At 53.4% G+C, this 18916-nt stretch carries 17 protein-coding genes; 15 read left to right on the forward strand and 2 right to left on the reverse strand.

The window, feature by feature from the left end; all coding sequences use genetic code 11:
• The 13 genes from KNP86_RS03285 (at position 1) to nhaC (ending at position 15034) form a co-directional block, all read left to right on the forward strand.
• The gene (locus KNP86_RS03285; RefSeq protein WP_214752818.1) at positions 1-429 is read left to right on the forward strand and encodes a GNAT family N-acetyltransferase; all 429 of its coding nucleotides are present in this window, start codon (positions 1-3) and stop codon (positions 427-429) included.
• A 101-nt stretch (positions 430-530) separates the two neighbouring features.
• A complete protein-coding gene (locus KNP86_RS03290) occupies positions 531-962 on the forward strand; it encodes a YlbF/YmcA family competence regulator (RefSeq protein WP_021067281.1) in 432 nt (143 codons plus the stop codon).
• A gap of 54 nt (positions 963-1016) precedes the next feature.
• On the forward strand, positions 1017-3542 hold the full coding sequence (gene mutS, locus KNP86_RS03295) for a DNA mismatch repair protein MutS (RefSeq protein ID WP_214752820.1): 2526 nt from the start codon (positions 1017-1019) through the stop codon (positions 3540-3542).
• Between the two features lie 4 nt (positions 3543-3546).
• Positions 3547-5349, forward strand: coding sequence for a DNA mismatch repair endonuclease MutL (gene mutL / locus KNP86_RS03300; RefSeq protein ID WP_214752822.1), 1803 nt, complete (start codon positions 3547-3549; stop codon positions 5347-5349).
• A 163-nt stretch (positions 5350-5512) separates the two neighbouring features.
• Positions 5513-6172, forward strand: a complete 660-nt coding sequence (locus tag KNP86_RS03305) for a 50S ribosomal protein L25/general stress protein Ctc (RefSeq protein ID WP_034777406.1) — start codon at positions 5513-5515, stop codon at positions 6170-6172.
• A 201-nt stretch (positions 6173-6373) separates the two neighbouring features.
• Positions 6374-7225, forward strand: a complete 852-nt coding sequence (locus tag KNP86_RS03310; RefSeq protein ID WP_200881482.1) for a formate/nitrite transporter family protein — start codon at positions 6374-6376, stop codon at positions 7223-7225.
• Positions 7226-7415: 190 nt separating this feature from the next.
• Entirely contained in the window at positions 7416-9260 is a 1845-nt protein-coding gene (locus tag KNP86_RS03315; RefSeq protein ID WP_034777407.1) for an anaerobic ribonucleoside triphosphate reductase, read from the forward strand.
• Positions 9238-9693: an anaerobic ribonucleoside-triphosphate reductase activating protein gene (gene nrdG / locus KNP86_RS03320; RefSeq protein ID WP_214708567.1), complete on the forward strand. Its 456-nt coding sequence runs from the start codon at positions 9238-9240 to the stop codon at positions 9691-9693. Before KNP86_RS03315 ends, nrdG begins: the two co-directional genes overlap by 23 nt.
• Positions 9694-9747: 54 nt before the next feature.
• Positions 9748-10566, forward strand: a complete 819-nt coding sequence (locus tag KNP86_RS03325; protein ID WP_034777410.1) for a fumarylacetoacetate hydrolase family protein — start codon at positions 9748-9750, stop codon at positions 10564-10566.
• A 121-nt stretch (positions 10567-10687) separates the two neighbouring features.
• Entirely contained in the window at positions 10688-11950 is a 1263-nt protein-coding gene (locus KNP86_RS03330) for a S1C family serine protease (RefSeq protein ID WP_034777411.1), read from the forward strand.
• A 55-nt stretch (positions 11951-12005) separates the two neighbouring features.
• The gene (locus KNP86_RS03335) at positions 12006-12350 is read left to right on the forward strand and encodes a DoxX family protein (RefSeq protein WP_034777412.1); all 345 of its coding nucleotides are present in this window, start codon (positions 12006-12008) and stop codon (positions 12348-12350) included.
• Between the two features lie 21 nt (positions 12351-12371).
• The gene (locus KNP86_RS03340) at positions 12372-13469 is read left to right on the forward strand and encodes an amidohydrolase (RefSeq protein WP_214752824.1); all 1098 of its coding nucleotides are present in this window, start codon (positions 12372-12374) and stop codon (positions 13467-13469) included.
• A gap of 164 nt (positions 13470-13633) precedes the next feature.
• The gene (nhaC, locus tag KNP86_RS03345) at positions 13634-15034 is read left to right on the forward strand and encodes a Na+/H+ antiporter NhaC (RefSeq protein ID WP_034779844.1); all 1401 of its coding nucleotides are present in this window, start codon (positions 13634-13636) and stop codon (positions 15032-15034) included.
• Positions 15035-15051: 17 nt separating this feature from the next.
• Here the strand turns inward: nhaC and KNP86_RS03350 are convergent, their stop codons facing one another.
• Positions 15052-16242, reverse strand: a complete 1191-nt coding sequence (locus tag KNP86_RS03350) for an HTH domain-containing protein (protein ID WP_214752825.1) — start codon at positions 16240-16242, stop codon at positions 15052-15054.
• A gap of 78 nt (positions 16243-16320) precedes the next feature.
• Between KNP86_RS03350 and KNP86_RS03355 the strand changes: the two genes are divergently transcribed.
• The gene (locus KNP86_RS03355) at positions 16321-17451 is read left to right on the forward strand and encodes a mandelate racemase/muconate lactonizing enzyme family protein (protein WP_214752827.1); all 1131 of its coding nucleotides are present in this window, start codon (positions 16321-16323) and stop codon (positions 17449-17451) included.
• Complete coding sequence (locus KNP86_RS03360; RefSeq protein WP_214752828.1) at positions 17438-18109, forward strand: hypothetical protein; 672 nt, start codon at positions 17438-17440, stop codon at positions 18107-18109. The genes KNP86_RS03355 and KNP86_RS03360 overlap by 14 nt, the downstream gene beginning before the upstream one ends.
• 36 nt (positions 18110-18145) lie before the next feature.
• Here KNP86_RS03360 and KNP86_RS03365 read toward each other — a convergent pair whose 3' ends face one another.
• A complete protein-coding gene (locus KNP86_RS03365) occupies positions 18146-18895 on the reverse strand; it encodes a GDSL-type esterase/lipase family protein (RefSeq protein WP_034777417.1) in 750 nt (249 codons plus the stop codon).
• Positions 18896-18916: the final 21 nt, after the last annotated feature.

Consider the following 18916-nt stretch of genomic DNA (forward strand, 5'->3'; position numbering starts at 1 on the left):
ATGCATAAAAAACGGTTTGACGAATTGACGACGAGAGAACTCTATGAGTTATTGGCGCTCCGGACCGAAATCTTCGTCGTGGAACAAGATTGCCCATATCAAGAAGTCGATGGGAAAGACGTGGCGGCGGTCCATTACTGGATTGAGGCTGATGGTCGCCCGGTCGCGACGTTACGTGTCCTCGAGGAGGAGTCGCCGGTCGCCATCGGCCGTGTCGTCACGAAATCGACGCATCGGGGACAAGGCCATTCGCGGCGTTTGATGCAAGAAGCCGTGGCTGACTTTGGGGATCGCGATTTGTACTTGCAAGCACAGACATACGTGGAGCCGTTCTATGCGAGCTTCGGGTTCACACGAACGAGCGAGGAGTACTTAGAGGACGGGATTCCTCACGTCGATATGGTTCGGACGGCGACCGTCTCGAAGTGAATCGATGCGGTACCGTTTGCCATAAGTTCGTGGTAGAATGATGAGGAATACTTGCGTGCGTCAAGGCGTGCGTTCAATCATAGAGAGCAAAGGGGTTTACGATGGTGACTGATCAAACTGTGATTCAAAAAGCGAGAGAATTAGCCGACTTATTGGCGAGCACGCCGGAAGTGGCCCGCTTCAAAGAAGCGGAAACGAAAGTGAACGAAAGTGAACGCGTTCAAACGTTGATTAAACGTATCAAATACTTACAAAAAGAAGCCGTCAACTGCAAGCACTACGGGAAGACGGAAGCACTCGCCAAAGTCGAGCTGAAAATCGACAAGGCGATGGACGAACTCGATTCGATCCCGGTTGTCCAGGCGTTTCAGGAGACGCAAGTCGAAGTGAACGATTTGCTTCAATACGTGACGGTCACACTCGCCAACTCGGTGACAGATCGCATTATCGAGTCGACGGACGGTGACGTTCTCGCCGGTAAAACAGGAAGCGGTATGGCAGCGGAGAAATCACGCGGCGGCTGCGGATACTAACAAACAGACAGCTGGCCTTTGGTCAGCTGTTCTAATTTCTAGAGGTGAACACGAATGGAAACGATACATCAAACCCCGATGATGAAACAATACTTTTCAATCAAGGCCGATTATCCAGACGCCTTTCTCTTCTACCGGCTCGGTGACTTTTACGAGCTGTTCTTTGAAGATGCCCAAATCGTTGCCAAAGAACTTGAGTTGACATTGACCGCGAAAAACGGGAAGAACGCTGAGCACCCGATTCCAATGTGTGGCGTACCACATCACTCGGCCGCTATCTACATTGAACAACTGATCGAAAAAGGATTCAACGTGGCCATCTGTGAACAGATGGAAGATCCGAAAGCGACGAAAGGGCTCGTCAAACGTGAAGTCATCCAAGTCATCACGCCGGGTACATACATGGCTGCACTCGGTGAAAAAGAGAACCGGTATTTACTATCGGTCGTGAACGTAGCAGGCCGTTTCGGGATTGCCCGCGGCGATGTGACGACAGGTGAATCTTGGTTGACGACCTTGCCGTCGCGTGAGGCCGTCCTGCGCGAAGTCGAAGGGTTGGTCCCGAGTGAAATCATCGTTGATGACGCCGAGTTGGCAGACCATCTCTCATCACTCGGCATCCCGTTGTCGGTCCAGACAGAGCGGCTAGCGAGCCCGTTGTCGAGCGGAGCGAAAGACGAGGCGCAAGTGAGCGCGTTTGAATTGCTGTTCGCTTATTTGACGCGCACGCAAAAACGCGCCCTCGATCATCTCCAACCGGCCGTCGCCTATGAAGTCGAGGCCCATATGCAACTCGATGCCAACACGGCCCGGAACTTGGAATTGTTTCGGTCAGCCCGGTCCGGTGAACGGAAAGGGTCGCTTCTCGCCTTGCTTGATGAGACGACGACGGCGATGGGGGGACGGTTGCTGAAACGTTGGCTCGAACAGCCGCTCTATACCGAGCAGGCGATTCGGGACCGACAAGATGCGGTCGAGAACTTGGTCGATGACTTCATGCTTCGTGACCAGTTGCGTGAACAGCTACGTCACGTCTACGATATCGAACGGCTCGTCGCCAAAGTCGGTTACGGGACGGCCAACGCCCGTGACCTCGTCCAACTCCGGAACACCCTCGAGTGCATCCCGGCGGTGCGGGCCTTGCTCGAAGGCGTCACGGCCTCACGGCTTCGTCAAATCGATGATACGCTCGACACATTCGACGACTTGGCCAACATGCTCCAGGCAGCGCTTGTCGAGGCGCCACCGATCTCGATTAAAGAAGGTGGGATGATTCGTGCCGGCTATTCGGCCGAACTCGACGAACTGCTCGAGGCGAAAGCGAACGGAAAGACATGGATTGCCAATCTCGAGCAACAAGAGCGGCTCGCGACCGGCATCAAGTCGCTGAAAATCGGCTATAATCGTGTCTTCGGCTATTACTTAGAAGTGACGAAAGCGAACGCCCGCCTGCTCGAAGAGGGACGTTACGAACGGAAACAGACGCTGACGAACGCCGAGCGTTACGTCACACCCGAGTTAAAAGAGAAAGAAGCGCTCATTCTCGGGGCTGAAGAGAAGAGTTGCACGCTCGAGTATGATTTATTCGTCGCCTTGCGTGACCAAGTCAAGCAAGAGACGAAACCGCTCCAACAACTGGCGCGCTCGCTCAGTGAGCTTGACGTCTTGCTCGCGCTCGCCATCGTCGCCGAAAAACGTGACTATGTCCGGCCGACGACGTCGACGAACGTCCAAATCGATCGTGGCCGCCATCCGGTCATCGAGACGGTGCTACCACGCGGTGAATACGTCGCCAACGATTTGACGCTCGACGACACGCGGCGCATGCTCTTAATCACCGGACCGAACATGTCCGGTAAATCGACGTATATGCGTCAATTCGCCTTGATCGCCATCTTGCATCAAATCGGGTCGTTCGTGCCGGCTGAAGCGGCTGAGATTCCATTGTTTGATCGAATCTTTACCCGCATCGGTGCGGCCGATGACTTGGTGAGCGGCCAGTCGACGTTCATGGTCGAGATGACGGAGACACGCCAAGCGGTGACAGAGGCGACCGAACACAGCCTCATCTTGCTCGATGAGATCGGTCGGGGGACGTCGACGTATGACGGCATGGCACTCGCCCAGGCTATCGTTGAATACATCGCTTCGACAATTGGAGCGAAGACGTTGTTCTCGACCCACTATCACGAGCTGACCGTGCTCGAAGACACGATCCCTGCTCTTGAGAACGTTCACGTCCGCGCCATCGAGCGAGACGGGCGTGTCGTGTTTCTACATGAAGTACATCCGGGGCGGGCCGATAAGTCGTACGGGATTCATGTCGCTGAGCTCGCTGAATTGCCCCGTGATTTGATTGAACGGGCGCGGACCATCTTGTCTCAACTTGAGACGGACTCGAAACCGGAACGGGCAGCTATTGAACATCCGGGAACGGCAGAACCCGTGGCCCAACTATCGCTCTTTGAGGCGGAAGACGAGATTAAACGACAATTGCTCGAACTCGATTTGTTGGCGATGAACCCGATCGAGGCGATGCAAGCGCTCTATGCGCTCCAACAATCCGCGAAGAAGGGGTGAGTCGATGGGAATCATTCAAGAGTTACCGGAACAACTGGCCAACCGAATCGCGGCTGGCGAAGTCGTCGAGCGACCGGCCTCGGTCGTGAAAGAGCTCGTCGAGAACGCGATTGACGCCGGCGCCACCAAAATCGAAGTCGATTTGGAGGAAGCGGGCATCCGGCTCATTAAAGTCCGCGATAACGGGCACGGGTTTTATGAAGAGGACGCCCCGCGCGCCTTTTTACGTCATGCGACGAGTAAGATTCGGGACGAGCACGACTTGTTCCGGATTCGCACGCTCGGCTTCCGTGGGGAGGCGCTCGCCTCGATTGCTTCGGTCAGCCATGTGACGCTGAAGTCACGCCGGGCCGAGGAAGACGGGTTCGAGATGACGCTTCAAGGCGGCGTTGTCACGGCGCAAACACCGGCCGCGGCGAACGTCGGGACGGAGATAGCCGTCAGTCAATTGTTCTATAATACACCAGCCCGATTGAAGTATTTGAAAACGTCCGCGACGGAACTGGCGAGCATCACCGACACGTTGAACCGGATCGCCTTGTCCCACCCGGAAGTGCGCCTCACGGCGTTCCATGAAGACAAGGAACTGCTCAGGACGAGCGGGAACGGAGACATCAAACAAGTCATGCTCGCCATCTATGGCCGACAAGTCGCGGCCCAAATTGTCACGGCGTCGAGTAAGACGAACGACTATAGTTTGAGCGCCCATCTCGTCCGTCCGGAAGTGACGCGTTCGAACAAGCAGTACGTGACACTCATTTTGAACGGGCGAAGCATTAAAAACTTCGCTTTGACCCAAAGTGTGCTCGAAGGCTACCACACGCTGCTACCGATTGGTCGTTATCCGATCGCTGTCCTCGAAGTGAACATGGACCCGATGCTGATCGATGTCAACGTCCATCCGACGAAACGAGAAGTTCGGCTTTCAAAAGAGAAAGAGCTCTGTCAATTGATTCGCGAGACGGTCCAACTGACACTCCGGGAACAGCGTTTAATCCCGTCGGTCAAACCGAAAGAGCGACCGGTCAATCGGACCGAACAAGAGCGACTTGATTTCACGGTTGAACGGGCGCCGGTCACGGATGAAGCGCCGACGTGGAACTATCCAATTCCACGTGAGCCTGTCACGTCACCGAGTCGATGGTCGCCGACCCCGCTTGTCAATGAAGCGCCTGAGCCGATAGAGTCGACGGTCGAATCGGAAACAATCGAGACGAAAGGAGAGCGGTTGCCGCCGCTCGACGTCATCGGTCAATTGCATGCGAGTTATATCGTCTGTGGTGCCGAGGACGGGATGTACGTCATTGACCAACACGCGGCCCAGGAACGAATCAAATATGAGTTGTTTTACGAGCAGCTCGGGAATCCTGACAAGGAATACCAGTTGTTGCTGCTTCCGCTCACGCTCGAGTTCACGCAAGAAGAGGCGCTCGCGATTGAAGAAGTCACTCCGCTTTTAAAAGAAGCAGGTCTAGAATTGGAGCCGTTCGGCGGCAACACGTTCCTCGTTAGAGAGATTCCGACGTGGTACCCGCAACACGATTTAGAAGGAACGGTCCGTGATTTGATAGAGATGGCGATCCGGGATCGCTCCATTGACATCGCTAAATATCGGGAAGATGCGTCGATTTTGATGGCGTGCAAACGGTCGATTAAAGCAAACCATCCGTTGAACCACGAGATGATGCGGCAATTGCTTCACGATTTGAATCAGACGACGTCTCCGTACACGTGTCCGCACGGTCGTCCGATTTTAGTGAAGTGGAGCACGTACGAGCTCGAGAAGCTATTTAAACGCGTTATGTGACACAGTTGTAATCTTATTTTAACCGGCTGTAACGTTTATTTAGTTGTACCTATGGGAACAATATACACATGTCACTCAACGCATCGAGGTTGAGAGGTGGCTTTTTCACTGCCTCACCCTCAAGATGTAGACATGATCGATAAACCAGTAGGGGGAAAAGATTATGGCAGACACGCTTAAAGTAACGAAACGAGAATTACGACCACGTTCGGTCCGCGCTAACTTGCGTAAAGAAGGAAAAGTGTTAGGTGTCGTTTACGGCTACAAAGTTGAAAGCACACCGGTCGCATTCGAAGAGATGGCACTTCGTAAGATTCTTCGTGAACACGGCGACAACGCTTTGATCGAACTCAATATCGATGGTAAGAAAGTGAACACACTCGTTCACGGGACAGAAGTCGACCCATTCACGAACGAATACAAGCACGTCGAATTTATGGCAGTGAAGATGGACGAAGCGACAGAAGTCGAAGCGGACGTCACACTCGTCGGCGACGCGAAAGGCGTCAAAGAAGGCGGCTACTTGGCACAGACGCTCTACAAAGTAACGGTCTCGGCAACACCAGCCAACATTCCAGAGCGTATCGAGCTTGATGTTTCTGAACTCGGCATCGGTGACTCGCTCACTGTCGCTGATATTCCAGAGAACAAAGATTACGAAATCGTATCTGAGGGTGATCTTCAAATCGCATCGGTGAATGAACCGGTGGCGGTCGAAGACCTTGAAGCTGATACAGCGACAGAAGGCGAAGTTGAAGCGACTGAAGAGGCGTCAGAAACTTCAACGGAAGAGTCGGAAGAGGCTTCTGAAAACAAAGAATAATCATTTCGAACGGCCCTTTGCGAAGGGTCGTTTTTTTCTAGTCACAAATCCGACAAATGTAAACGATTACGATGTGAAAAATGTGTCAACATGTGGAAGGGGCGATTGCAATTTATTCGTTTCGGGCTTATATTGTTAATGATTTCACATGTTCGTTCTTATTATAATGGTTTCATTCAAACAGAAAGAAGGGTTTGTGACATGGCATCAATGGAAATCCATGCACTCGAATCGTTGCGGAAGAAAGCACAGGCATCTTCGCAAATGATTCATTATCGGCCAATGGAGTACTTTTTACGAGCAATGCTCGCGGGGATCTTTATCGGATTCGCTTCAATTTTCACACTGAAAGTCGTCAACGGAATGTATTTGATCGATTCTCCGTTCACAACGCTCATCGGAGGATTCTCATTCGGGATCGCCCTCGTCATGATCATCTATGGCGGAGCCGAACTGTTCACCGGGAATACGATGTACTTCACAACCTCGACGATGCGGGGGTACACGACGCTCAGCGACACGATGCTCGTCTGGTTGCTCTGCTTTGTCGGGAATGCGCTCGGTGGCGTTTTGTTCGCCTTGCTGCTCGCTCCGACCGGTGTCATCCAAGAACTTGGGATGGACAACTGGCTGTTCTCGGTCGTCGAAAGCAAGATGCACCACACGACGGTCGAAATTTTCTTCCGCGCAATCTTCTGCAACTGGATGGTCTGTCTTGCCATCTTCTTGCCGAAGCAAATGAAAAACGAGTTCGCCCAAATCTTCTCGATGATCTTCCTCGTCGCCGTTTTCTTCGCCTCAGGATTTGATCATGTCATCGCCAACTTCGTCTTGTTCGCCCTCACGCTCGTCGTCCCGCATCCTGAGGCGATCAGCTTTGCCGGCGCGATCCACAACTTGATTCCAGCCACGTTCGGGAATATCATCGGTGGCGCGTTGTTCATGGGTGCGATCTATACGTGGTTAAACGCGAAAGGCTTGCGTGAAGCCCAAGAATCGGAAGCAACGGAAGAAGTCGAATTGAAAATTGTGAAACCTGCCAAAGAAGTATAAGGTAGCTCACGACAACGAGCAGTCGAGTCCACGTCAGTGGCTCGACTGCTTTTGCGTTTTTATCACAAGCATTGATCACAATTTCGACTTCACAGCTCAATAGCAAAACATGACATAATCTATATATGGAACTTGAGCGAGTGATTAACTCGCTTGTAATCAATATATAGTGAGGTGATGCGGAGTGAATATGCTCCAGCTTTATGAAGATGTCTGTGTTCTCCCAGATCAGGACCTCGTACAAGAGAACGCCAACGTCGACGGGAAATCACCACTTGGAAAATTGGCACGATTATCCTCAGAAGTATCAAAACAATTGTCGACGACATATCTATTATCAGAACGGTCACGTCAAGCCGTCGAAGATAATTTTTTGTATATCCATGACGCCGACTACTACGTGACAGGATCGACGACGTGTTGTCAAATCCCACTCGGTGAGTTACTCACGAACGGATTTCATACCGGGCACGGGACGATTCGACCGCCCCAGGATATCCGCTCGGCGATGGCGCTCGCTTCGATTATTCTTCAAGCGAACCAAAACATGCAGCATGGCGGTCAAGCTTTCCCGATGTTTGATGTCGACCTCGCACCGTATGTCGAAAAAACGTATGAACGTCAGCTCGAGCGGCTCAAAAAGCTACCAGTCGAATGGACGACCGAGCAACTCTTTGAAACTGCCGAGTCTGAAACAATCGCGGCGACGTATCAAGCGTGTGAGGCGTTCATCCACAACGCTAACTCGATGCACTCACGTGGTGGCGGACAAGTACCGTTCGTTTCCATCAATTACGGCACCGACACGAGCCGGTGGGGACGCGTATTCATTCGAGAGTTGCTGCGTGCGACCGAGCGAGGGCTCGGTAACGGGGAGACGCCGATTTTCCCGATTCAAATCTTTAAAGTGAAAGAAGGGGTCAACTTCCATGAGGACGATCCGAACGTCGACTTGTTCCGTCTCGCCTGTCGTGTGACGGGCAAGCGGTTATTCCCGAACTTCTCGTTCGTCGATGCTCCGTTCAACCTTCAATACTACGACGGGACGCACGGCTCGGAAGTCGCCTACATGGGTTGTCGGACACGGGTGATGGGGAATCGACATGGTGCCGAGACGTCGATTGGACGAGGCAACTTATCATTTTCGACGTTGAACTTGGTCAAAATGGCACTCGTCTCCTCGGATATCCATACTTTTTATGAGACGCTCGACGCTTACGTCGACGTCGCCATCGATCAATTGCTCGAACGATTCGACTATCAAGCGAAGCGGCACGCCGACGAATTTCGGTTCCTCTATGCCCAACACGTCTGGCGGGGTGGAGAGAGACTCGGTCCAGAAGACGATCTTCGCGAGGTACTGAAGCAAGGGACGCTCTCGGTCGGATTTATCGGTCTCGCCGAAGCGCTTCGTGTTCTCACAGGTGGCACGCATGCCGAGTCGCGAGAGGCGGAACGGCTTGGGCTCGATATCGTCACTCATTTACGTGATCGAATGAAGCAGGCATCGGAACGATACGATTTGAACTTTTCTCTCTTGGCCACCCCGGCCGAAGGATTGTCGGGTAAATTTGTGACGAGAGATCAGCAATCGTTTGGGATGATCGAAGGTGTGACCGACCGCGCCTTTTATACGAACTCGTTTCATGTGCCCGTGTATCAATCGGTCTCGATTCGCGATAAAGTCCGTCTCGAAGCGCCTTACCACGCGCTCTGTGATGCGGGTCATATCACGTATGTCGAAGTCGACGGATCGCTCGCCCATAACGCGGAAGCGGTCGAAGCGATCGTCCGGCTCATGCGGACCGAGAACGTTGGCTACGGGTCGATCAACCATCCGGTCGACCGTTGTGGCAACTGCGGCCTTGAAGGGATCATCGACGAAGCGTGCCCGACATGTGGCGAGCATGAACGAATTGAACGGATCCGTCGCATCACCGGCTACTTGGTCGGGACGATGGACCGGTGGAATTCGGCAAAACGAGAAGAAGAACGAGCGAGGGTGAAGCATCATGCGCGTCCTATCCGTACTTGAAGAATCGGTCGTCGACGGTCCAGGCATTCGCACGGTCATCTTTACGGCGGGCTGCCCGCACCGTTGCCCTGGGTGTCATAATCCAGAATCTTGGAATCCACGTGGAGGACAAGACGTCTCGGTCGCGGACTTACTCGCTCAAATCGAACAATCAGGCTGGGACGGGGTGACGATTTCAGGCGGGGAACCATTTCTGCAACCGGAAGAATTGGCACGGCTCGTTGACGGATGTAAGGTCCTTCAGAAAAACGTTTGGGTGTATACGGGCTATACGCTCGAACAGTTGCAAGCCATGCACGACGAATTCGTCACAAGCGTGCTCGACCGTGCCGATGTGCTCGTCGATGGGCGTTTCGAACAGCCGCTCATGGACCGGTCGCTCCGGTTTCGGGGATCGAGCAACCAGCGGATTATTTTCTTAAACAAAGCGTAATCGGGGCCGTCGCGTCCCGATTTTTTGTATACTAGCAAAAAAGGGGGAATTTTGATGAAATGGTGTAGTTTTCAAGTTGAAGGAGAGCAAAGGGTCGGTGTCGTGGCAGGCGAGTTCGTCTATGACGTCAGTGACCAATTACATACGACTTCGTTGTTAGAAGTCATCGCGCGTGAGTTTGAACCGGATGTCGATCTAGATGTCGCGCCAAGGCTGGCGCTTCAAGACGTCACGTTCGTCGCACCGTATCGTCCGCTCAAAAATGTCATCTGTATCGGGAAAAATTACGAAGAGCATGTGAAAGAGATGGATACGGCGGGGGCCGGTAAGCTCGTCATCTTCACGAAAGCGCCGACCTCGGTCGTCGGCCCAGAGGCTGTCGTCGAACGTCACCCCGAATTGACCGACCAGCTCGACTATGAAGGCGAACTCGCCGTCATCATCGGGAAATCAGGGCGGGATATTGACGACGTCGATGCCCATATTTTTGGTTACACGATTCTGAACGACATCACGGCCAGGGATGTGCAAAAACAACACGTCCAGTTTTTCCGCGGCAAATCGTTCGATACGTTCTGTCCGATGGGGCCGTATATCGTCACACCGGATGAGCTCTCGTTCCCACTGACGATTCAAACGGTTGTCAATGGCGAGACACGTCAAGATGGGTCGACGGCGGATATGATTCGCCCGATCGAAGAGTTAATTCGGACTTTGTCAAAGGGCATGACACTTGAAGCAGGAGACATCATCGCGACCGGCACACCGGCCGGGGTCGGCCACGGCATGAAGCCGCCCGTCTATCTCCAATCAGGAGACACGGTCGAAGTGAGCATCACGGGACTCGGGACGCTCCGTAACGTCATCGTCTGACCCAATTGACGCAAATTGTGAAGAATCTTGTAATCGATGCTTCATTTCCGCAAAACGATGACTATGCCTCTTATACTAAGGGTAGAACAAAGAGGAAACATCATATAGGAGATGATTACACATGGAACGCAATGATCGTCCAACAGAATCAAATGAACAAAATCACCGCGAGGATTGGCTCGATACTGAGCTCGGCTCGTCAGAACAACGACAAGAACCGTCGCGCGCAGAGCAACCGGCCCGACCATCGTTCGTCGGCCGGATGTTCCCTGGGTTTGTCGGTGGCGTGATTGGTGCCGTCTTGACTGGCGCCATCGCTTTTCCGTTCATCGATCAAGTGCCGACAAATGTGTCTGATACGAACGTGACGTCGGAAGGGTCGCCGGTCCAGACGACGTCTACGACAACGGACAGCTCGGTTACCGATGCGGTCGCGACCGCACAGCCTGCTGTCGTGACGGTGAACAATTTCGCGTCAAACGGTTTTTCAAGTGAGGCTGTCGAAGCCGGGGTCGGCTCGGGTGTCATCTATAAGAAAGACGGCGACTCGGCTTACATCGTCACGAACCATCACGTCGTCAACGGTGCTGACCGTTTGACCGTGACATTCAATGACGGATCGACAGCGGACGCCAAATTGATGGGTAGCGACGCCACGTATGACTTGGCCGTGCTCGAAGTCGATGCGGACAAAGTCTCGTCCGTCATCTCGATTGGAAAGTCGAGCGAGTTGAAACCGGGGCAAACCGTCGTCGCCATCGGGAACCCGCTCGGCCAGTTTGAGAACTCGGTCACACGCGGCGTCGTCTCGTCGACGTCACGTCTCGTCCCGGTCGATACGGATGAGAACGGACAAGCCGACTTCAACGCCGAAGTCATTCAGACGGACGCGGCCATCAACCCGGGTAACTCCGGTGGCGCGTTAATCAACGAATCAGGACAATTGATTGGGATCAACTCGATGAAAATCGCGACCGACTCGGTCGAAGGGGTCGGCTTCTCCATCCCGGTCGATATCGCTTTGCCGCTCATCAATCAAATCGAACAGACGGGCGAAGTGAATCATCCATCGCTCGGCGTCTCGCTTCGGGACGTGTCGGAGTTCCCACCGGGGTACTTGACCGAGCAAATCAATTTGCCGGAGTCGGTGACGTCGGGCACGATCATCGTTGAAGTGCAAGCGAACAGTTCGGCTGCACGGGCAGGACTTGAGGCACGCGATGTCATCGTGAAAATCAACGACCAGGCTGTCTCATCGTTCATCGACCTGCGGAGTGAACTGATTCGAGACACGGACGGGACCGTCACAATCGAATACGTTCGTGACGGTAAGACCGAAACGGTCGATGTCGAGATTCAAAACGCAAATGGAGACGCACTGTAAAGATGGGCACGCAGCCCATCTTTTTTGTTATGCTTAGAAAAAAGGAGGGGTTCAGTTGATTCGTAAACTATACGGGATTTTATTTCTAGGGGCCGGCATCATGCACTTCATTCAGGAGCGGGCGTTCATGTCGATTATTCCGAAATCATGGCCGTTCAAACGATTCATGGTCCAGGCAAGCGGGGTCATCGAGGTCGTCTATGGTGTGTTGTTGCTCATGAACAAAGGGACGCGCTTCGTGAAAGGGACATTACCCGCTTTCTTAATCGCGGTGTTCCCGGCCAATATCAACATGGCGCTCAAACCGTCGAAACTAGGCAAAATACCGCTCCCAAAATGGGTCACGTGGGCCCGATTGCCGCTGCAGTGGCTCTTAATCAAAGGGGTCAAAAAAATATAAGTACATATGGGGGAATTGATCATGACGACGAACGTATTGAACTGGTTTGAGCATTTTCATGCTCATCCGGAAGTGAGCTGGAAAGAGGTTGAGACGACGAAGACGATTGCCGACATCTTGACGTCATGGCAAGTCCGTCACGAGACGTTTGCGGACGTGACCGGGGTCATCGCAGAGATTGGGCAAGGTGATGACGTCATCGCTGTCCGGGCCGATATCGATGCCTTATGGCAACAAGTCGACGGGACGTTTCAAGCCAATCACTCATGCGGGCACGACGCCAACATCAGCATGGTGCTCGGCGCGCTCGACCTGTTGAGACATGAGATGCTATCGAAGCGGATTCGCTTCATTTTCCAACCGGCAGAAGAACAAGGGAACGGCTCGCTCGCGATGATTCAAAAAGGGGCACTCGAAGGAGTGAGTCAGCTGTATGGCATCCACTTGCGACCGCTCGAGGAATTGCAGCGCGGACAATATGCGGCTGCGATTCAACACGGAGCCGCATTCTTTCTAAGAGGAAGCGTTATCGGGGTCGATGCCCATGGTGCGCGACCGCATCAAGGTCAAAACGCGTTAGATGTCATCTTTACGATTCAACAGATGCTCAAAAGCATCTACTTGTCGCCGTTCGAGCCCCATTCGATCAAGTTGACGGGCGTCCAAGCCGGTAGCGATAATTTGAATATTATCCCAGGGAACGCGACGTTCTCACTCGATGTCCGGGCTCAACAGAACAAGGAGTTGCTGGCGTTACGTGACCGCGTCGAGACGCTGTTGCAGCAAATCGCCGTCCTTCATGATGTCACCATCCACTGGGACTGGCAAGACTTCACACCGGGTGCGGAGATCGGCGAACGCTCGAGCCGACATGCGGCCGAAGCGATTGTCGACCGCTTCGGGGAAAGCGCGCTCGTCGACCGGATCATTACATCAGGTAGTGACGACTTTCATTTCTATACGGTCGAACAGCCGGGACTCGATGCGACGATGATCGGAATCGGCGCGAACTTGACACCGGGGCTCCATCATCCTCATATGTCGTTCGATCGGGACGTCTTACCAGAAGCGGCCGCCTTACTCGCCGATACGTTGCGCCGGGCCGCAAACGATAATTGAAGCGATTGACTAGATGGACGGGCCGGACGAGCTCGTTCATTTTTTTATTGCCAACTTTAAATGTAAGCGTTATCATCTACTTATTAGCGACAATATAACGACAATTCTGAATTTTTCGCTATCGGGGAGGAAGACACATGGAACAACAGGGGAACAAGGTAGACATGAAGCTTCGCTGGGCGGTATTGCCGCTACTTGTCATGATCGGGGTCATGCTCGTAGCCATCGTCAAATTGGAACAAGGGCCGCACATCCCACTCATCGTCGGGACAGCGGTCGCGTCGCTCGTCGCATGGCGACACGGGTACAAGTGGAAAGAGATCGAGGAGATGATGTACAAAGGGATTCGGCTCGCACTACCGGCCGTCGTCATCATCATCTTGGTCGGTTTAACGATTGGTGCCTGGATCGGGGGAGGCGTCGTCGCTACGATGATTTATTACGGATTGACGATTATTTCACCGGCCTATTTCTTGGTGACGATTTGTATCATCTGCTCGGTCGTCGCGCTCTCGATTGGCAGCTCATGGTCGACGATGGGAACGATCGGCGTCGCCGGGATGGGCATCGGACTGAGTATGGGGATACCAGCACCGATGGTCGCCGGAGCTGTCATCTCAGGGGCATACTTCGGGGATAAGATGTCCCCGTTGTCGGATACGACGAACCTCGCGGCGGGTTTGACGCACACGAACTTGTTCGAACATATTCGGCATATGCTCTACACGACGATTCCAGGGCTCGTCATCGCGCTCGGCGCCTATTGGTGGCTTGGCAGACGGTTCAGTGAGACGACGACGGACTCTTCAGAAATCGTCCAAACACTCGGTATTTTACAGGACAGCTTCGTCATCTCGCCGTGGCTCCTATTGATTCCACTTGCTGTCATCGTCCTCGTCGCGAGGAAAGTACCGGCCATTCCGGCACTCGTCGTCGGGATTGCGCTCGGCTTTCTCGCCCAAGTCATCGTCCAAGGCGGTTCGCTCGCCGACAGCGTCGGGGCGTTGCAGAGCGGGTATGTGATCGACACCGGTAATGAACTCGTCGACAACTTGTTCAGTCGGGGCGGTCTCGACGCGATGATGTACACTGTCTCGATGACGATCGTCGCGATGACGTTCGGAGGGATTTTAGAATACTCGGGGATGCTGCAATCGATCATGAATCAAATCGTCAAACTGGCGAAAACGGCCGGTTCGATGATTGCGTCGACGATTCTCGCCGGGGTAGCAACGAACGCCACGTGTTCCGAACAATACATCTCGATCGTCGTTCCATCTCGTATGTTTGCAGGTGCTTATGAGAAAATGGGGCTTCACTCGAAAAACTTATCCCGGGCACTCGAGGACGGCGGGACACTGACGTCGGTCTTCATCCCATGGAACACGTGCGGTGTGTTCATTCTCGGGACGCTCGGCGTCGGGGCGTTCGAATATGCGCCATACGCGATCTTGAACTTCATCGTTCCGGTCATCTCGATTATCTATGCGTTCACAGGTTTCACGATTGCACGGATTGCTGTGCAGAGTGTGGAACCGCCACTCGAAAAACAAGCAGCACAATGAAAAATTTCCCGGCCTATTCAGGTCGGGAAATTGAATTTATAGACGGCACGAGGTCGTCCTTGGTTGTAACTCATCTCTTCACCAATCACTTCGATCAGTTGCGCGTCATGTAATTTTTTGATGAGTCGCTCCGTCGTCCGTCTTGAGACGGCGAGATGGTCAGTCAACTCTTTTGCCGTGAATTCGAGATGGTGCTTTGAGAACTGCATAATTTTACCGATGTTGACCGGACTGATTCCAGCTTGCTTGATGACGTCAAAGACCGCTACTTCGGTCACTCGATAGGGGATGCGGTCCTCACGGTTCGGAAAGGACAGGCGTTTTGAATCGTCGACGATTCGAATGCGCTCCTTGCTCGCGGCCGATAGTGCGATCTCAGCATGTTCGTATGCTTGTTGATATTGCGTGCCATAGCCGATTCCGATTCGATAATCACCTGTTGGGCTGAGCGTACTTGTATCGAGGGCGTTGTTCGTCTCGCCTCGTGTCGTAAGTAGCGTGATACGACCATCGTCGGTCGATTCGATGTGTCCGCCAAGGTAGCGGACCACTTTCAAATGTTCGAGTAATGCCTTGTCGTCGGTCTCGAAACGAATGATGGCGAACTGGGCGTCGTCCGCGAACTGGCGTCGAATTCGTTGAATTAACATATCGAGATGGCGCTCGACCGTGGTCCGCGGCTCGATCATCAATAGACTATGATACCCATCACGGACGAGTTGACGATGAACTTGTTCGATGCTCGTCACGGCCAGTTTCGCCTGCTTGGCCCGGTGCTCCGTGTGAAAAGTAATCACATCTTCGAAAGCGATATTCGGTTCGATTTTCATAACGACAGGAGTCGAGGCATGATTCGGGAACGACTCGAGGATTGACGTCAAGCGCTCCGGCTCGACCAAATCGATGGACAGTTGATCAAGAGGGAATGAGTGGGTTAGCGTCGCATAGAGAAGTGTCGTTAATAGGACAGTCTCGTCTTGGACGACGTGATGGGTCGCCACGTTTTGAAGGTAGGGGGCCGCATAAGTGAACGGGAACGACCCGGAAAAAAAGACACCATCGAACGAGCCGAGCGTTTTGGCGATAACGGCTGCTTCATGGGGATGCTCATAAGGGTGATACGCGAACCGAACACCTTCTGGGGCACCGAGGGTACGGATGGTCGCCACGAATTCGTGCGACCCGACGATGGCGATATGGATGGACATCAAAACTCCTCCTTGCAATTTAACGACTATTTAACGACAATATAGCTAACGATATATAAAAAGTAAAGGGGAATGGATATGAGAATAAAGAAAATCGAGCTGTTTGCGATACGTCTACCACTGAAAGTACCGTTCATCGTCAGTTATCACCGCTATGACGACATGCCGTCGGTAATCGTGAAACTGACGACCGAGTGCGGACATGTCGGTTACGGCGAGGCCGTCGCTGATGAGCACGTCACGGGTGAGTCGCTCGACAGTACGATTAGCGTCATCCAACATGTGCTAGGACCACTTTTGATCGGGCAAAACCCGATGCATATGGAACGAATCCATGACGTGATGGACCGAGCCATCCGGGACGTGCCGGCGGCGAAGGCGGCGCTTGATATTGCCTGCCACGACGTTGTTGGGAAAAAACTTGGCTTGCCTGTGTATGAGTTGCTTGGCGGCCGTTATCACGATGCCTTCCCGGTCACGCACGTGTTAAGCATCGGAGATCCGGAAGCGATGGCGGCCGAGGCGCTCGAACAAATCGAACAAGGCTATACAGCCGTCAAGATGAAAGTCGGCGTCGATGTCGCCTCGGACGTACGACGTGTCGAGGCGGTTCGGCAAGCTGTCGGACCGGACGTTCCGATTCGGGTCGATGTCAATCAAGGTTGGGTCAATGCTGCCAAGACGCTCCAAGCGATGAAGTTGCTCGAACCATTCCATATCGATTGGGTCGAACAGCCGGTCAAAGCCGACGATTTTGAAGGCATGGTCGAAGTAAAAGGGAAAATCTCGGTCCCGCTCATGATTGATGAAGGCGTGCGGGGTGTAACCGAAATGCGTCGTCTGACGATGATGCAGGCCGCCCACAAAGTGAACATTAAACTGATGAAGTGCGGCGGCATCTACCCGGCGAAAAAACTTGTCCATATGGCCGAGATGTCAGGTATCGAGTGCCAAATCGGGTCGATGGTCGAGTCGTCGGTCGCTTCGAGTGCAGGTTTCCACGTCGCGTTCTCGAGCAAAATCGTCCAATCGGTCGAATTGACAGGGCCGCTCCGCTTCGCAGAAGACATCGGCAATTTGACGTACGACCTTCCGTTCATTCGATTGTCTGAACGACCAGGACTCGGTGTCGACGTCGATGAATCTGTCTTATTACGTCTGACGACCGCGACGTACGTCGTCGGAGGGACCGATCATGTGGCGCGGTGATTGTAACGGCCTCGACATCGAGGTCACATATTTGGCGATGACCGACCTGGAACAAATCGAGGCGGTGCAACAGGATGTCATGGATACACTGACGGAAGGGAGCCAGTATCAGTCCTTGTCGACAGAGGAGTTCGTCAAGTTGTTGACGGACCGGACGCTCATCGGGGCATATCACAAGGGAACGTTGATCGCGTTCCGCGCGCTCCTCATCCCACCGCTCGATGACGAGCATCTCGGCTATGATATCGGATATCCATCAGAGGGACTGGAGCGCATCATTTATCAAGAAGTGACGAACGTCCACCCGGACTACCGCGGCTACGGCCTGCAACAGCATCTCGGCAGGCTTCTGATGAAAGAGCTGGAACATGGTAGCCGATTCGACCTCGTCTGTGCGACCGTGGCACCATTCAACATCCCGAGCTTGAAAGACAAGTTTGCCCTCGGGCTTCGCATCGGTGCCCTTAAACCGAAGTATGGCGGGAAGTTGCGCTACATCTTTATGAAGGAACTGCACAGCGACTGGCGACCGGCCGGAGAAGCGACATGGCTCGAGATGGGCGAGACGGAGCAACAGGGCGCCTTGTTGAAGGCGGGTTGGTACGGAACGTCCATGACGCGCGACGGGGAGCGCTGGCTCGTCAAATATGAACGATGAAAAAATGGCCTGATCGCGATGATCAGGCCATCTTACTTATTCGAGGATGAACAGGACGTCCTCGGCTAACTTCTCGTACGTGCGATCGCTCGGATGGAACTGGTCGGTCGCGAGGTCACGCGAGACGTCAGAGACGTATGCGAACGGGTCGATCACGTCGATGCGTTGCGCGTTTCCGAACGTGGCCGCCGAGGCGTTCCAATCGAGAATCAGTTGATTGAACGCCTCACCGTTTTCGTTCTCTTGGAATGGATTATAGAGCGCGATATAAACGATTTGTGCCGTATCGTTCAATCCGCGAACTTGTTCAAAGATGTCATTCAAATTCGTCTTGGCATCGGTCACAACTTGTTCGATATCGACCGATTCAAAGTTATCGACGTTCTCGCCGCGATTGAACAGGTCGTTGCCGCCAATCGTGAGTGTGATGTAGCGGGCGTTCTCAATCGTTCGCCGTACTTCCGGTTGTTCGAGTTGGGCCAACAAATCCTCAGTCCGGGCACCAGAGACGGCCAAGTTCTGCGTACGAATGCCGTCTTCGTCGAGCGCTTCACCGACCGGCTGAACGTAGCCAGCACCTGACGTCGACCCGACGCCGCGTGTCAGGGAGTCACCTAAAGCGACGTAAACGTCACCGACCGGTTCGGGTCTCGAATCTTCACTAATCGAGAGTGTGCGTTCCGGGGGGTTGACGATATCTTGATAGCCGATCCATAAACCGTATAAGGCGATGCCCGTCAAGAAGACCGAACCGATTAAAAACGAATACCATTTCCCATTTTTCATGTGATTCCCTCACTTTCTATG

Origin of the sequence: Exiguobacterium sp. s16, assembly GCF_018618115.1 — a bacterium.
Taxonomy (GTDB): domain Bacteria; phylum Bacillota; class Bacilli; order Exiguobacteriales; family Exiguobacteriaceae; genus Exiguobacterium; species Exiguobacterium mexicanum_A.

Coding starts and splice junctions, on each gene's coding strand:
- KNP86_RS03285 (WP_214752818.1), top strand. CDS start 1: ATGCATAAAAAACGGTTTGACGAATTGACGACGAGAGAACTCTATGAG.
- KNP86_RS03290 (WP_021067281.1), top strand. CDS start 531: ATGGTGACTGATCAAACTGTGATTCAAAAAGCGAGAGAATTAGCCGAC.
- mutS (WP_214752820.1), top strand. CDS start 1,017: ATGGAAACGATACATCAAACCCCGATGATGAAACAATACTTTTCAATC.
- mutL (WP_214752822.1), top strand. CDS start 3,547: ATGGGAATCATTCAAGAGTTACCGGAACAACTGGCCAACCGAATCGCG.
- KNP86_RS03305 (WP_034777406.1), top strand. CDS start 5,513: ATGGCAGACACGCTTAAAGTAACGAAACGAGAATTACGACCACGTTCG.
- KNP86_RS03310 (WP_200881482.1), top strand. CDS start 6,374: ATGGCATCAATGGAAATCCATGCACTCGAATCGTTGCGGAAGAAAGCA.
- KNP86_RS03315 (WP_034777407.1), top strand. CDS start 7,416: ATGCTCCAGCTTTATGAAGATGTCTGTGTTCTCCCAGATCAGGACCTC.
- nrdG (WP_214708567.1), top strand. CDS start 9,238: ATGCGCGTCCTATCCGTACTTGAAGAATCGGTCGTCGACGGTCCAGGC.
- KNP86_RS03325 (WP_034777410.1), top strand. CDS start 9,748: ATGAAATGGTGTAGTTTTCAAGTTGAAGGAGAGCAAAGGGTCGGTGTC.
- KNP86_RS03330 (WP_034777411.1), top strand. CDS start 10,688: ATGGAACGCAATGATCGTCCAACAGAATCAAATGAACAAAATCACCGC.
- KNP86_RS03340 (WP_214752824.1), top strand. CDS start 12,372: ATGACGACGAACGTATTGAACTGGTTTGAGCATTTTCATGCTCATCCG.
- nhaC (WP_034779844.1), top strand. CDS start 13,634: ATGAAGCTTCGCTGGGCGGTATTGCCGCTACTTGTCATGATCGGGGTC.
- KNP86_RS03350 (WP_214752825.1), bottom strand. CDS start 16,242: ATGTCCATCCATATCGCCATCGTCGGGTCGCACGAATTCGTGGCGACC.
- KNP86_RS03355 (WP_214752827.1), top strand. CDS start 16,321: ATGAGAATAAAGAAAATCGAGCTGTTTGCGATACGTCTACCACTGAAA.
- KNP86_RS03360 (WP_214752828.1), top strand. CDS start 17,438: ATGTGGCGCGGTGATTGTAACGGCCTCGACATCGAGGTCACATATTTG.
- KNP86_RS03365 (WP_034777417.1), bottom strand. CDS start 18,895: ATGAAAAATGGGAAATGGTATTCGTTTTTAATCGGTTCGGTCTTCTTG.